Source organism: Pseudomonas sp. Irchel 3E19 (genome assembly GCF_900187585.1).
Lineage (GTDB): Bacteria > Pseudomonadota > Gammaproteobacteria > Pseudomonadales > Pseudomonadaceae > Aquipseudomonas > Aquipseudomonas baetica.
In genome coordinates this window covers 15,751-30,365 of the sequence record NZ_FYDT01000009.1, presented here as the reverse complement: position 1 = coordinate 30,365, position 14,615 = coordinate 15,751, and the positions used below count along the sequence as shown (strand labels likewise).

The 14,615-nt window shown below is 58.8% G+C and carries 10 protein-coding genes; 1 reads left to right on the top strand and 9 read right to left on the bottom strand.

The annotated features are described in order from the left end of the window. Both CKW18_RS07925 and CKW18_RS07920 read right to left on the bottom strand, forming a co-directional pair. Positions 1 to 1,443, bottom strand: coding sequence for a mechanosensitive ion channel family protein (locus tag CKW18_RS07925; RefSeq protein ID WP_095188334.1), 1,443 nt, complete (start codon positions 1,441 to 1,443; stop codon positions 1 to 3). Between the two features lie 180 nt (positions 1,444 to 1,623). Further along, positions 1,624 to 2,490, bottom strand: coding sequence for a pirin family protein (locus CKW18_RS07920; RefSeq protein WP_095188333.1), 867 nt, complete (start codon positions 2,488 to 2,490; stop codon positions 1,624 to 1,626). 236 nt (positions 2,491 to 2,726) lie between these two features. On the opposite strand from CKW18_RS07920, the gene dkgB reads away from it, so the two are divergent. Continuing rightward, positions 2,727 to 3,530, top strand: a complete 804-nt coding sequence (gene dkgB / locus CKW18_RS07915; RefSeq protein WP_095188332.1) for a 2,5-didehydrogluconate reductase DkgB — start codon at positions 2,727 to 2,729, stop codon at positions 3,528 to 3,530. Between the two features lie 4 nt (positions 3,531 to 3,534). Here the strand turns inward: dkgB and CKW18_RS07910 are convergent, their stop codons facing one another. The 7 genes from CKW18_RS07910 to CKW18_RS07880 all read right to left on the bottom strand — a co-directional run bounded on the left by CKW18_RS07910 (position 3,535) and on the right by CKW18_RS07880 (position 14,595). After that, a complete protein-coding gene (locus tag CKW18_RS07910) occupies positions 3,535 to 6,750 on the bottom strand; it encodes an ATP-binding protein (protein WP_095188331.1) in 3,216 nt (1,071 codons plus the stop codon). Between the two features lies 1 nt (position 6,751). Beyond that, positions 6,752 to 7,387: a response regulator transcription factor gene (locus CKW18_RS07905; protein WP_095188330.1), complete on the bottom strand. Its 636-nt coding sequence runs from the start codon at positions 7,385 to 7,387 to the stop codon at positions 6,752 to 6,754. A 134-nt stretch (positions 7,388 to 7,521) separates the two neighbouring features. Further along, on the bottom strand, positions 7,522 to 7,962 hold the full coding sequence (locus tag CKW18_RS07900; RefSeq protein WP_095188329.1) for a chemotaxis protein CheY: 441 nt from the start codon (positions 7,960 to 7,962) through the stop codon (positions 7,522 to 7,524). Between the two features lie 202 nt (positions 7,963 to 8,164). Next, entirely contained in the window at positions 8,165 to 8,506 is a 342-nt protein-coding gene (locus CKW18_RS07895; RefSeq protein ID WP_256586909.1) for a hypothetical protein, read from the bottom strand. A gap of 188 nt (positions 8,507 to 8,694) precedes the next feature. Next, positions 8,695 to 9,411 (bottom strand): MgtC/SapB family protein, encoded by a 717-nt coding sequence (locus CKW18_RS07890; RefSeq protein WP_095188327.1) that lies wholly within the window; start codon positions 9,409 to 9,411, stop codon positions 8,695 to 8,697. Positions 9,412 to 9,554: 143 nt separating this feature from the next. After that, entirely contained in the window at positions 9,555 to 12,254 is a 2,700-nt protein-coding gene (mgtA, locus tag CKW18_RS07885; RefSeq protein WP_095188326.1) for a magnesium-translocating P-type ATPase, read from the bottom strand. A 1,006-nt stretch (positions 12,255 to 13,260) separates the two neighbouring features. After that, complete coding sequence (locus CKW18_RS07880) at positions 13,261 to 14,595, bottom strand: lysine N(6)-hydroxylase/L-ornithine N(5)-oxygenase family protein (RefSeq protein ID WP_095188325.1); 1,335 nt, start codon at positions 14,593 to 14,595, stop codon at positions 13,261 to 13,263. Between the last annotated feature and the right edge of the window lie 20 nt (positions 14,596 to 14,615).

The following is a 14,615-nucleotide window of genomic DNA, read 5'->3' as shown; positions in this document are numbered from 1 at the left end:
TCAGGCGCGATTGCGCAACCACTGCAAAAAGCCTTTTTTCGGCACGACCGCCGGCTCGTCCTGAGTCAGGGCCTGGGCTTTATGCCGCCGGTAATCAAGCAAGGTTTTCATGGCATCGCTGATATCGTGACGGGCATCCAGGCACGGTTTCAGATAAGTCTTTTCGATGCGGTACAAGCCACAGAAGGTCTTAGCGATAAACGCGGCGGGCACCGACGAATCGGACAGGATGCCGGCCTCGCCAATCACTTCACCCGGCCCCATGCGCCCGGACTCGAACGGTGTGCCATGGCGCGTCAGTGTCACCGTGACCACGCCGGACTCAATGATGAACAGGTGATCGCTGACCTCCCCTGCCCCCAGAATCTGCTCGCCGGCACGGAAGGTTTGCAGGGTCATGTTCTGGCTGAAGGTGTCTTTCTCTTCCTGACGCAGCGTCGAGAAAATCGGCGAACTGTCGAGTAACGCACGTGGCCGGGACAGATTGCTTGTCGCATTGGGTTCGACACTCGACAGCAAATTGACCCCGGATGCCTGCAAGTGCCGATACGCCAGATCGAACAGTTGATTGCGCACCTCGCGTTTCTCGCTCATGGATGCGACGAAACCACTGATTTCGTACTCCACACCGCTACTGCCAGAGGCTTTCAACGCCACGCTCGGTGCCGGCGTGTCGAGCAATTGCCGACAGCCCTGCATGGCGCGTTCCAACGCATCGATCACTGAGTTTGGCCGCGAATGCGGGCTGACTTGCACCGTCACCGACACGCCGAACATATTGCTCGGCCGACTGAAGTTGATGATCTTGGCCTTGGCTGCCAGCGAATTGGGAATCACCGCCATGCTGCCCTGACTAGTTTGCAGACGTGTGGCGCGCCAGTCGATGTCGGTGACGCGGCCTTCGGTGCCGTCGATGGAGATCCAGTCATCGAGTTGATAGGGTTTGGTGGTGTTGAGGACGATTCCGGAAAACACGTCGCTCAACGTGCTCTGCAGCGCCAGACCGACGATGATCGCCAAGGCGCCCGACGTCGCCAGCACGCCTTTGACCGGCAGATCCAGCACGTAGGCCAGTGCCGCAATGATCGCGATCAAGAAAATCACCGCGCCGAGCAAGTCCTGCAACAACCGCCCGGTGTGCCCGACCCGCTGCATCATCACTGCGCCGATCAACACCGTCAGGGTGCGTGCGCCGAACAGCCACCAGCCAATCTGCAACCCGGTCGCTGCCAGGTGCAGCGGTACGTTGTCGGCCCACGGCGCGGGCTCCATCGGGTTGAGGCCTTCGTTGAACAGCACAATGCTGAACAAGGTGAATATCAGCACTCGCACCAGCAGTTTCCACTCACTGCCACGGGAACTGATCAGGCGCCACAGCCCCAGATCGAGCAGGATCAGGATCAACGCGCAAAACAGCGGGTGTTCGGTCAGCACAGACAGCATCAAACAACTCCGACGAAGGCCAATCGCGAGAAGATCGCACAGATTGGGACAGTGTAGGAGCAATTGATTTCAGAGAACGAACACCCGCCAAAAAACGCCACAAAACCTAATGTAGGAGCTGCCGCAGGCTGCGATATTTTTAAAGATCGCAGCCTGCGGCAGCTCCTACAGGGGTTAGTGTCAGGCATGCATCCGGCCAAAGCGCCCGGACTGGAAGTCGGCGAAGGCCTGATGGATTTCCTGCTCGGTGTTCATCACGAACGGGCCGTGGCCGACGATCGGTTCGTCAATCGGCTCACCGCTGAGCAGCAGCACCACCGCATCCTGGTTCGCTTCGAGGGTCAGTTGCTGGCCATCGCGTTCAAACAGTGCCAACTGCCCCTCACGCGCGACTTCATCACCGTTGATCTGCACCGTCCCTTTCAACACTACCAGCGCGGTATTGCGACCTTCGTGCAGATCCAGTGTCAGCCACTTGCCGGCATTCAGGCGCAGATCCCACACGTCGATTGGCGTGAAGGTGCGCGAAGGACCTTTCTGACCATCGAACTCACCGGCAATCAGGCGCAGATGGCCGGCATTGTCCTTGAGCGCAATGCTCGGAATATCGCCGTCGACAATCGTCTGGTAACCCGGCGCAGCCATTTTGTACTTGGCCGGCAGGTTGACCCACAACTGGACCATTTCCAGTTTGCCGCCGGTTCTGGCGAAGTTTTCCGAATGAAACTCTTCGTGCAGGATCCCGGAAGCCGCGGTCATCCACTGCACATCGCCCGGACCGATGGTGCCGCCACTGCCCGTGGAATCACGGTGTTGCACTTCGCCGTCATAGACAATCGTGACGGTTTCAAAACCCCGGTGTGGATGCTGACCCACACCGCGCCGTTCAGTGGTCGGGGTGAATTCGGCAGGCCCGGCGTGATCAAGCAAAAGGAATGGGCTGATGTGCTTGCCCAGGTTGTCGTAGGAAAACAGTGTGCGCACCGGAAACCCATCGCCGACCCAATGGCCGCGTGGGCTGGTGTAGATACCGATGATGTTTTTCATGGAGAGCTCCAAATTGATGAGTGACGCAATGAATTGATCTTAAATCCATGACGACCAATGCACTAGACGGCAAAAATCAGCCTCATCGTTCTATATGGAGAACAATGAACGCTGGCAAAACCCTGTAGGAAGATTCTTGACCTGAGATCAAAGGTGCTTTGCCCCACCAACGGTTTTTCTCACGGAAACAGACGCGGATACTCCTGCCCATTCCCACTGCAACCCTGGAGTCCTTCATGTCTGTCCCCGCTTTCGGTCTGGGTACGTTTCGCCTGCAAGGCCAGGTTGTCATCGATTCGGTGAGCACCGCCCTTGAGCTCGGCTACCGGGTCATCGACACCGCACAGATCTACGAAAACGAAGCCGACGTCGGCGCGGCGATCGCTGCCAGCGGCATCCCGCGCGAAGAACTGTTCATCACCAGCAAGATCTGGGTGGCCAATTTCGCCAGGGATCGCTTGATCCACAGCCTCAAAGAGAGTCTGCAAAAACTGCAAACCGATTACCTCGACATGACGCTTATCCACTGGCCGTCGCCGGCAAATCAGGTGCCAGTCGAAGAATTCATGGGCGCGTTGCTGGAAGCCAAACGCCTGGGCCTGACCCGGCAGATCGGTATTTCCAACTTCACCATCGACTTGATGAAACAGGCGATTGCCGTGGTCGGCGCCGACAACATCGCCACCCACCAGATCGAGCTGCACCCGTACCTGCAAAACCGCAAAGTGGTCGAATTTGCCCAGAGCCAAGGCATCCACATCACTTCGTACATGACCCTCGCTTACGGCGAAGTGTTAAAGGATCCGCTGATTCAGCAGATCGCCGAACGCCTGCACGCCACGGCCGCGCAAGTCACCCTCGCCTGGGCGATGCAATCGGGTTACGCGGTGATTCCGTCATCGACCAAGCGCGCCAACCTGCAAAGCAATCTCGGCGCCACTGCACTGACGCTGAGCGAGACCGACATGGCGCAAATCGCCACGCTGGAGCGCGGCCAGCGTCTGACCAGTCCCAACGGCATTGCGCCGCAGTGGGATTGATCGGTTAAACCTCAAGATGCCGCGCGAGACTGTGCAGGCTTTCGCCTAGCGCCTCGATCGCTGTCACGACAGCATCGACTTCGCTGGCACGGCAAGCCTGCTCCAGTTCGGCGCAGGCGCCCACCACCCGTGCGGCACCGACCATCTGCGCACCACCTTTGATGTGATGGGCCAGATCGCGCAGTGCTGCGCGGTCGTGTCCGCTGTGCAAATCGTCAAGACGACGCAGGTCGCTGCGCAGGCTACCCAAGACTTCTTTACGCAGATGTGCGATCAGCGCGTGGTTATTGCCGGCCATCTGCTCCAGCGTGCTCAGGTCGAGTTCGCTCAGGGCAACCTCCACAATCGGGTGGAACACACGCTGACAATGGCCTGCGCCACTCAACGCCTGCTGAAGATCATCCAGGCGGATCGGCTTGAACAGGCATTCATCCATGCCGGCATCGAGACAGCGAACCCGCTCCTCGACCTGCGCATTGGCGGTAAACCCGAGAATCAGACAAGACGCCCGGCCACTCGTGGCTTCTTCGTCACGAATCGCCCGGGTCAGTTCATAACCGTTGCGCCGAGGCATGTTGCAGTCGGTGATCACCACATCGAACGTCTCAGTCCGCCAGCGCTCCAGGCCCTCATGGCCGTCCTCGGTGGCGACCGTGCGATGGCCCAGCTCACTCAACTGCCAGCACAGCAACAAACGGTTCACGGGGTTATCGTCGACCACCAGAATATCCAACGCTGGCGCAGCAACGATCAGCGTTTCCGAGGGTGAAGGGGGTTGCGAAAGAGCGACCAGCAACGGTAACTCAAGTCTGACTTCGACTTGCGTACCGTGACCCGGCTCGCTGTCGAGCCGCAACGTGCCGCCCATCATTTCGCACAGACTGCGACTGATCGCCAGGCCCAATCCGGAACCGCTGCGCCCCGATTGCCCATGATTGCCTGCCTGCACGAACGGGCTGAACAAGCGTTGTCGATCCTGCGCGCTGATCCCGATCCCGCTGTCCTCGATGACCACTGTCAAGGCCAGCCGCTCGGCTGACGTTGCGCTCACCGCAAGCCGCAGGCTCACCTCGCCCTCCTCGGTGAACTTGATCGCGTTGCTCAACAGGTTCGACAGCACTTGCTTGAAGCGCGTCGGATCAATCAATACGTCGACGTCACTGCGCGCATCGAGATTGATGTGCCACAGCAACCGCTTCTGCCGCGCCAGCCCCTCAAACACCCGGCATACCGACGTCACCAGCTCGCGCAGATTGGCCCGTTCCGGGGCAAGGGAAAGGTGCCCCGACTCAATCCGGGCGATGTCGAGAATATCGCCGATCAGTGCCAGCAATTGCTGCCCGGCATTGGACGCCACCTGAATGGCCAGGCGATCGGTGACGCCCTCCTCAGCACGTTTCAAGGCTAATTCGAGCATGCCGATCAAGGCACTCATGGGGGTACGAATTTCATGGCTCATGGTCGCCAGGAACGTTGTTTTGGCCCGATTGGCATCGTCGGCCACGTCTTTGGCTTCCTGCAGTTGCTGCAGCCATCGCTGACGTTGACGAATCTGCCGGCGCTGGAAAACGATCCAGAGCAGCGCCAACAGCAGTAACCCCGCCGCGCCAGCAAAGCCAAGCAGAATCTCGCCGCGATGACGCAGCCAATAGCTCTCTTCGGTCACGACGTCATGGCTCCAGCGCTCGACCAGTTCGTCCATCTGCTGCGGCGCGATGCTCAGCAATGCCTTGTTCAGAATCGAATGCAGCGCCGTGGCCTGCGGAGCGGAGGCCAAAGCGATAAGGGCCGGTTGATCACCGACGGTGCTGGTAATGCGCAGGCGCTCGCGGTAGTGGCGACCGATCAGATAACGTGCGACCAGCAACGAACTGACCGTCGCGTCAGCCTGACCTTTGATGATCTTCTCCATGCCATCGGCGGGGCTGCTGACCTCGATAATGCGTATTTCAGGTACGCGCTGCTGCACAAACCCGTGCAAAGGATGGCCACGATAAATCGCCAGGCGCTTGCCGGCCAGATCATCGAGCGTGCGCGGACTGTCCGTCGTGTTCTTACCGACCAGCACGAACGGATTGCTGACATAGGCCCGGCTGAATTGCAGTTCGGCTTCGCGCTCGCTGCTCGGCGTCACCACTGGCAAGACGTCAAGCTCACCGATCTTGAGCTGAGCGATCTGCTGGTCGAGGGAACGTCCACGGATGAACTTGAAGTTCAACCCGCTGTGTTGACTGATCAGGTTGAGCAGTTGCGCAGAAAGCCCGTGAAGATTGCCGTTGGCATCAAAAAACGTCAGCGGCGCGAGGTCCTCGATGACACCGACTCGCACCGTCGGATGCTCGGACAGCCAGCGCTGTTCACTGGCACTCAGTTGCATCTGCGATTGAACGGCCATCTCGGCCCGACCGGCACTCCAGCGTTGCTCGATAAGCTGGCGCTGCTCCATCGCAATCGCCATCAATGCCTTGTCGACCAGACGCTTGAGCCGCACATCGCTACGCAACAAGGCAAACCCGAACGGGTTGGCATCCAGGCCCGAAGGCCCGGCCAACTGCAGGTCGTTGCGATAATTGGTGTTGATCAGGTAATTGGCGCTGATGTAATCGCCCAGATAAACGTCACAGGCGCCGAACGCCACCGCACCGAGGGCATCCATCGCCGAGCTGTGCTGTTGCACAGTGGCTTGAGGGTAGAGCGCCCGAACCATGGGCAGCGGCAAATAATCGTCGGCCATCGACAGGCACTTGCCCGCCAGTTCCGCCGGCAACGTTTCATCGAGTCGGGTCACCAGCATTGGCTGGTCTTCGGCGTAGGCTCGCGACAGGATCAATGCAGGGTCGGCGCTTTCAAAGTTGTTCGACGTGCCCAGCAGGTCCAGCTCACCACGTTTGAGCGCCATCAGCGCAGCATTGCGGTCGACGTAGCGCTGCACCTGAATCGGGACGTCGAGCAACTGCGCGATCAGATCGGCGTAATCAGCGGTCAGCCCTTCCAGCTCATGCCGGTTGCGCGTCAATTCGAAGGGTGGATAGTCGGGACCGGAGATGCCAACGCGCAACAGTGGATGTTCGCGCAGCCATTGCTGATCCTGCCCATCGAGACGAATCAAGGCATCCGGGCGAGTGCGGCTGAGCACCTCGAGAATGACCGGCTCATCGCTGGCACTGACCCACGAGCCGAACATCATCAGCAGCAGGAAAACGAATCGACACCGCGCCATGTCAGACCTCGCGGATCAGACCGTTACGCTTGGCATACTCGCGCACCATCATCAGTGACTTGAGCCCCAGCTTGGCCATCAGACGAGTCTTGTAAGTGCTGACCGTTTTGTGGCTCAGATTCAAGCGAGCGGCAATCATCTTGTTCGGCTCGCCCTCTGCCAAATGCACAAGTATGGTCATCTCACGATCGGAAAGCTGCTCGAGCAGCTGTGTTTCCGTCACCTGCGCTGAGCTCAAGCTGTGAATATTGTCCGGCAGAGCGCTGAAATAGCAATGCCCGGACTTTACTGCCTGTATGGCCTTGTACAACTGCTCCAGACTATTACTTTTGGCTACGTACGCCCTGGCGCCAGCACGTATGCAGCGCTCCTGGCAGTGCTCTGGCGGGTACGACGTGAATACCAGTATCAGACAGTCGGGATAATCAGCCTTGATGCGCGGGATGAACTCGAGACCGCTTTTCCCCGGTAAATTGAGATCCAGCACCACCAGGCGTGGCCGATGTTCGCGAATCAGCGACATCGCTTGCTCGCCGTTGGAGGCTTCGTGAATTTCTGTGAATCTCTCGGCTAGCAAAACAATTCTGACGGCGGCACGCACCGCCGGATGATCGTCGGCGATCAGCGCTGAACTCATGACCACTCCCAGGCATATACTTGACGATGGCACCATGGATACGGACGACCCGCATACATTGGCTGCGCAATGACTGTTGCACGGAAATGGAAATACATCACCTGTCAGATCTGACAGTTGCACCAAATGAATATTTATGCATTCGCTCGACGTTGCAGGGTGGGCTCATGCCAGACGCCCGACCAGAAGTGTTGCGTGGGCACATCGACCACGGCCATCAAGTGTTTGATGGACTGCGCATTCGGCAATGACGCATGACTGATCTGCACATTGTCCTGAGCGAAACCTGAAGTCACCTGTAATGGCGCCGAGGGTTCGTTGTAAATCAACGCGTGACGCACCTGTGGGTTATCGAGGAAGAACCCCAATAGATCCAGCGCGCCGGTGGCCAGTTCGGCGTTGATGACCACCACGTCGAACGGTTCGCCGCCGTAATCCACCAGGTTCAACAGCTCGGCGAGGTTCTGCACCGGCGCAACGCGGTAGTAATCGAGGCCATTGAACAGACGCTCGATTTTCATCCGGTGAAAATGCTGCGGGTCGGCGATCAGGATACGCAGGGCTTTATTGATCATGCTCAATCTCCTGGTGGTCACGGTTTCTGGGTGGGCAAGACTACGCAAGCTTGAAAGCTGATTCTGTAGGACTTTTCCTAAAAAACCGGTGATTCCTCCGAGGTCTGCTGATCCGCAAAGGCTTCGTACACCGACGCTTCACGGGCCGTAACCACCGCCTCCAAAGGGCAAACGTCAATGATTGACCTTCATCGGAAAGCACCTAAACCACGAGCTGTTCCAGCAAGGCGCCAAGCGTCTGTCGATCCGGCGTACGGATCAGACTCAATTGGCGGCGAGCGTTGGCGTAAATCGTTTCGGGTTGTGGCTGACCACGGCGCAGATCGTGGATCACCCCTTGGCGAATTTGCTTGTTGCTCTGAAAGAAGCGCACCGGATCGACGCCCATAGTGGCCAACAGTTCGCCGTTGATAATCATCAGATCGAAATATAGAAACGGGTCGTGAGAGTAGTGCGTCAGAGCCAGCAATTCTCGAAACGAACCGACTGGCGTGAGATCCCGACAACCAAGCTGGGTCAAGGTCTTCGCGATTCTGGTTTGCACAATGCTGTTCTCTTCGACAATCAGGAACCGCCAGCATTTGTAGGACATCGGTATAAACAGCGTCAGAAAAATGTACTGAGCACACTAAACAAATGTTTGTAGAACCTATGTAGGAATATTCTTAAAAACATTTGGTAAATCCCCGAAATTTGCCAAGAACAGCACCTTGGGAAATTTCCCGGGAAAGCTTACTCAGTGGTACTCGGACTCCAGAACGCCTGCACCACAAGCGATGACGTCGAGATCCGCGCCACCAGTGCATCCAGCTCATCACCATCAACCGAGGTGGTTGCCAGCGTCGCTTCGATCTCGATTTCATCGGCGCCGAAGGCATGTACGTCGACATCGCTGGCCGGGTAATTGCTGCGTTCCAGCTCCGCTTCAAGCAAGGCGAACACGGCTTTTTGCTGTGAGCGCCGGGCGATCACGTAAACGATGTTGGTGACTTCCGCCGAGACCACGTCCAGCGGCTGGCGGTTGATGTTGTTGACGATCGGCCGCAGCAAGGTGTTGGCGGCAAGGATGAACAGTGTGCCGAGCACCGCTTCGGCGAGCAGATCAGCACCCGCGCAGGCACCGACGGCGGCGGAAGTCCACAGGGTCGCGGCAGTGTTGAGGCCACGCACATTGCCTTCTTCGCGCATGATTACGCCGGCGCCGAGAAAACCGATACCGGACACCACGTAGGCAACCACGCGCACCGCGCCTTCAGCGCCGGCGAGACGGTTGGCCATGTCGACGAAAATTGCCGCGCCAACGGCGACCAGCACATTGGTGCGCAGGCCGGCGGTGCGTTGCCGGTACTGGCGTTCGAAGCCGATCAGGCCACCGAGAATGAACGCGGCGCTGAGGCTGACCAGGGTGTCGAGCAGCGAGGTGATGTTGAGGTTGTTGATGGCTTGCATAGTCTTGTCCTTGAAAACATACCAATCCCCTGTGGGAGCGAGCCTGCTCGCGAAAGCGGTGTGTCAGCCAACATAAAAGCAACTGACACGACGTCTTCGCGAGCAAGCCCGCTCCCACAGGGGGGAGCAGCGTTGTACTGCCGTTATTGCCAGCCGAACCGGCGGATGTAGAAACCTTTAACCGCCTGAGTCAGCGCCATGTACGCCAGCAGGATCACCGGCAAAAACACGAAGTACAGCGATGGCAGCGCCTGCAATTTGAAGTAGTGCGCCAGCGGGCCCATTGGCAGGAAGATACCGACCGCCATGATGATCCCCGTCATTACCAGCAGCGGCAGGGCTGCACGGCTTTGCAGGAACGGAATCTTCGGCGTGCGGATCATGTGCACGATCAGCGTCTGGGTCAGCAATCCCACCACGAACCAGCCGGACTGGAACAGGGTCTGGTGATCCGGGGTGTTGGCATCAAACACGTACCACATCAAGGCGAACGTAGTGATGTCGAAGATCGAACTGATCGGGCCGAAAAACAGCATGAAGCGCCCGACATCGCCCGGCTGCCAGCGCTGCGGCTTTTTCAGCATTTCCTCGTCGACGTTATCGAACGGAATCGCAATCTGCGAAATGTCGTAGAGCAGGTTCTGCACCAGCAGGTGCATCGGCAGCATCGGCAGGAACGGAATGAACGCACTGGCCACCAGCACCGAGAACACGTTGCCGAAGTTCGAGCTGGCGGTCATCTTGATGTACTTGAGCATGTTGGCGAAGGTCCGGCGCCCTTCGAGCACGCCCTCCTCCAGCACCATCAGGCTCTTTTCCAGGAGGATGATGTCGGCTGCCTCTTTGGCGATGTCCACCGCGCTGTCCACGGAAATACCGATGTCGGCGGTACGCAGCGCCGGCGCATCGTTGATGCCGTCGCCCATAAAACCGACCACATGGCCGTTGCCCTTGAGGATGCGCACGATGCGTTCCTTGTGCGACGGCGTCAGTTTGGCAAAGACGTTGGTAGTTTCCACGGCCACCGCCAGTTCAGCATCGCTCATGCGCTCGACGTCGTTGCCCAACAACAGGCCTTGTTGCGCGAGCCCGACTTCGCGGCAGATTTTCGCGGTCACCAACTCGTTGTCGCCGGTCAGCACTTTTACCGCCACGCCATGCTCGGCCAAGGCCTTGAGCGCTGGCGCGGTGCTTTCTTTCGGTGGATCGAGAAACGCCACGTAACCGATCAGCGTCAGCTCCTGCTCATCCGCCAGGCTGTAGGTGTCGCGACCCTCTGGCATCGAGCGGGCGGCCACGGCCACCACGCGCAAGCCTTCAGCGTTGAATGCTGCGGTGACCTGACGAATCCGGGTCAGCAATTCATCGCTCAAGGCTTCATCGACGTCGCCGTGACGCACGCGACTGCACACCGCCAGCACTTCTTCCACCGCGCCTTTGCAGATCAGTTGATGCGGCTGGCCGTGGCCTTCGACCACCACCGACATGCGCCGACGATTGAAGTCGAACGGGATCTCATCGACCTTGCGAAAGGCCGTGCCGACTTTCAGTTCACGGTGTACTTCCACGTGCTCCAGAACCGCGACGTCGAGCAGGTTTTTCAGGCCAGTCTGGTAATAGCTGTTGAGGTAAGCCATTTCCAGCACGTCGTCGGAGTCTTCACCCCAGACATCGACATTACGCGCGAGGAAAATCTTGTCCTGGGTCAGGGTGCCGGTCTTGTCGGTGCACAGCACGTCCATGGCGCCGAAGTTCTGGATCGCGTCGAGGCGTTTGACGATGACTTTCTTGCGCGACAGAAACACTGCGCCTTTGGCCAACGTCGAGGTGACGATCATCGGCAGCATTTCCGGGGTCAGGCCCACGGCAATCGACAGCGCGAACAGCAGCGCTTCGGTCCAGTCGCCTTTGGTGAAACCGTTGATGAACAGCACCAGCGGCGCCATGACGAACATGAAGCGGATCAACAGCCAGCTGACTTTGTTCACGCCTAGCTGGAACGACGTCACTGCACGATCAGTAGCGCCGACACGCTGGGCCAGGGCTCCGAAATAGGTGCTGTTGCCCGTGGTGAGAATCACCGCCACCGCCGTCCCGGACACAACGTTGGTGCCCATGAACAGGATGTTGTCCAGCTCCAGCGGATTGCGCGTGTCGCGATCGGCCTGCCGCGCAAACTTCTCTACCGGCATCGATTCGCCGGTCATCGCCGCTTGACTCACGAACAGGTCTTTGGCGTTGAGCACGCGGCAATCGGCGGGAATCATATCGCCGGCCGACAACACGATCAGATCGCCGGGCACCAATTGCTTGATCGGCAACTCGCTGCGCGGTGCGTCACGGCGCATCACCGTGGCGGTGTTGCTGACCATCGCCTTCAGCGCATCGGCGGCCTGATTGGATTTGCTTTCCTGCCAGAAGCGCAGCAGCGTCGACAGCACCACCATGGAGAAAATCACCACGGCGGCCTTGAGGTCTTCGGTCAGCCACGAGATCAGCGCCAGCAAGGTCAGCAGCAGGTTGAACGGGTTTTTGTAGCAGTGCCACAGGTGGATCCACCATGGCAGCGGTTGCTCGTGTTCGACTTCGTTCAGGCCGTATTGCGCGCGCAGGGCATCGACTTCGAAATCGGTCAGGCCTTCGGCGTGAGTTCCTATTGAAGACAGCAGCACACCGCTGTCGCAATGCGCGGCATCGACCAGCGTGTTGGCCAGGGTTGGCGGGACTTCACGGCTGACCGTGGTGTCGTTGATGGTTTCCAGCAAGGCCAGGCGACGGAAGTGCCGGGCGATGTGGCGGTTACGCAGAAAGCCTGCGAAAAATTCCTTGAGCGTAAGTTTCATGGCTGTTGCCCCTATGGTCAGCCGGGAAACCGTCAAGCAGGTACGACCGCGCCTCGTCCGCCGGAAAAACCGACACGGCAAGGCTTGGCGCGCCGGTCAGAAAAGACAGGCGTGTCGATAGGGCTGCGATCACGACGATAAAGTCGAAATCACACGCTTTCAGTGTCGATGAGAAGGACGTCGGGGGCATGACCAGGGATTGGCCATGCACGGGATGCCGCTGCTCGCTGTTACGGCGAGACAACGGCACAAAAGAGGCGCGTTATCTTGCCGAGAATCTGCCGGTTACCGAGACCGGCCGACAACTGTCACTCGAACAAGTACCCACTGTGGGTCTCCGCTATTGATGAAAACGCGCGAAGCTTACGCCCCGATGTCTGGAGAGTAAACCCGCAAAAGGAGGTGTGTCGGGGAATGTGGGGGATGTTCAGGAAGGGTTCAGGATTCAGATTTTGTGATGCTTTAAATGGCCTCTTCGCGAGCAAGCCCGCTCCCACATTTTGTCCTGCGTACACAGAACCATTGTGGGATCGGGCTTGCTCGCGAAGGCGACCGGTCAGGCGCCGCTGAACTTAGCTGGCAGTCGCCAGCAGTAAATCGACCATCGATCGATGGCCACGGTGCTTGCCATGCTCCTACAGCGAGCCGGCAAGGTTCAGGATTCAGATTTTATGGTGCTTTTGATGGCCCCTTCGCGAGCAAGCCCGCTCCCACATTTTGTCCTGCGTACACAGAACCATTGTGGGATCGGGCTTGCTCGCGAAGGCGGCCGGTCAGGCGCCGCTGAACTTAGCTGGCAGTCGCCAGCAGTAAATCGGCCATCGAACGATGCCCACGGTGCTTGCAATGCTCATACAGCGAGCCTGCAAGGTTCAGGATTCAGATTTTATGGTGCTTTTGATGGCCCCTTCGCGAGCAAGCCCGCTCCCACATTTTGTCCTGCGTACACAGAACCATTGTGGGAGCGGGCTTGCTCGCGAAGGCGGCCGGTCAGGCGCCGCTGAACTTAGCTGGCAGTCGCCAGCAGTAAATCGGCCATCGAACGATGCCCACGGTGCTTGCCATGCTCATACAGCGAGCCGGCAATTTCATCGGCACGAATCGGCAACACCGACAGCAGCGTGTCACTCAGGCCATGGCTGGCCTGGCAGAAGCCCTGCATGTAGATGCCGGCCTTGCAGCGCTCGTCGGTGATCATTTTGTAATTGCGATCGACTTCGAAGTCACCCAGGTATTCTTCCAGCGGTGCCAGCAGTTTGCGGTGCATCTGCCGCTCGTAACCGGTGGCCAGGACCACGGCGTCGTAGTTGCGCACAGTGACTTCGCCGGTGGCGTTGTTGCGCACGGCCAGTTCGATGCCGTTTTCGGTGGCGGTGGCGCTCTCGACGGTGGTCAGGGTGCGAAACGCATGACGGGCAATCCCGGAGACCTTCTGGCGGTAGAAGATGCCGTAGATGCGCTCGATCAAATCGATGTCCACCACCGAATAGTTGGTGTTGTGGTACTCGTTGACCAGACGCTCACGCTCGGCGCTGTTCTGCTGGAACACCAGATCGGTGAACTCCGGCGAGAACACTTCGTTGACGAACGGGCTGTCGTCAGCTGGCTTGAGGGCCGAGCCGCGCAGGATCATGTCGACCTGCACCGACGGGAACGAATCGTTCAGGTCGATAAAGGCTTCAGCCGCGCTTTGCCCACCACCGATGATCGCGATGCTCATCGGCTGATTGTTCACGCACGGCTGCTTGGCCATTTGCGACAGGTACTGCGAGTGGTGGAACACGCGGGCGTCGCCCTTCAGCGCCTTGAACGCCTCCGGAATTCGCGGCGTGCCACCGGCACTCACTACCACCGAACGGGTTGTGCGCACATGTTGCAGCCCCTGGCTGTCGCGGGAAATCACACGTAGCGCTTCAACCTGATGGTTGTGCAGCACCGGCTCGATGGTCAGCACTTCTTCGCCGTAACGGCTCTGCTCGGTGAACTGCCCGGCGACCCAGCGCAGGTAATCGTTGTACTCCATGCGGCACGGGTAGAAGGTGCCGAGGTTGATGAAGTCGACCAGACGGCCGTGGTACTTCAGGTAATTGACGAACGAATAGGGGCTGGTCGGATTGCGCAGGGTCACCAGATCCTTGAGGAAGGAAATCTGCAACTCGCTCTGGGTCGACAGGGTATTACCGTGCCAGCTGTAGTCGGCTTGCTTGTCGAGGAACAGCACATCCAGCTCACCCTGCGTCGGGCCGCGCTCTTGCAGGGCGATGGCCAGCGCCAGGTTCGAAGGGCCGAAACCGACGCCGATCAGGTCGTGAACGATGGGCGATGCAATTGCCTGTGTCATTTCCAGTGTCCTCTGGATGA

What these genes read in the sequence shown, in the direction of transcription:
- CKW18_RS07925 (WP_095188334.1), bottom strand. Translation starts at nt 1,443, where the DNA reads ATGCTGTCTGTGCTGACCGAACACCCGCTGTTTTGCGCGTTGATCCTG.
- CKW18_RS07920 (WP_095188333.1), bottom strand. Translation starts at nt 2,490, where the DNA reads ATGAAAAACATCATCGGTATCTACACCAGCCCACGCGGCCATTGGGTC.
- dkgB (WP_095188332.1), top strand. Translation starts at nt 2,727, where the DNA reads ATGTCTGTCCCCGCTTTCGGTCTGGGTACGTTTCGCCTGCAAGGCCAG.
- CKW18_RS07910 (WP_095188331.1), bottom strand. Translation starts at nt 6,750, where the DNA reads ATGGCGCGGTGTCGATTCGTTTTCCTGCTGCTGATGATGTTCGGCTCG.
- CKW18_RS07905 (WP_095188330.1), bottom strand. Translation starts at nt 7,387, where the DNA reads ATGAGTTCAGCGCTGATCGCCGACGATCATCCGGCGGTGCGTGCCGCC.
- CKW18_RS07900 (WP_095188329.1), bottom strand. Translation starts at nt 7,962, where the DNA reads ATGATCAATAAAGCCCTGCGTATCCTGATCGCCGACCCGCAGCATTTT.
- CKW18_RS07890 (WP_095188327.1), bottom strand. Translation starts at nt 9,411, where the DNA reads ATGCAAGCCATCAACAACCTCAACATCACCTCGCTGCTCGACACCCTG.
- mgtA (WP_095188326.1), bottom strand. Translation starts at nt 12,254, where the DNA reads ATGAAACTTACGCTCAAGGAATTTTTCGCAGGCTTTCTGCGTAACCGC.
- CKW18_RS07880 (WP_095188325.1), bottom strand. Translation starts at nt 14,595, where the DNA reads ATGACACAGGCAATTGCATCGCCCATCGTTCACGACCTGATCGGCGTC.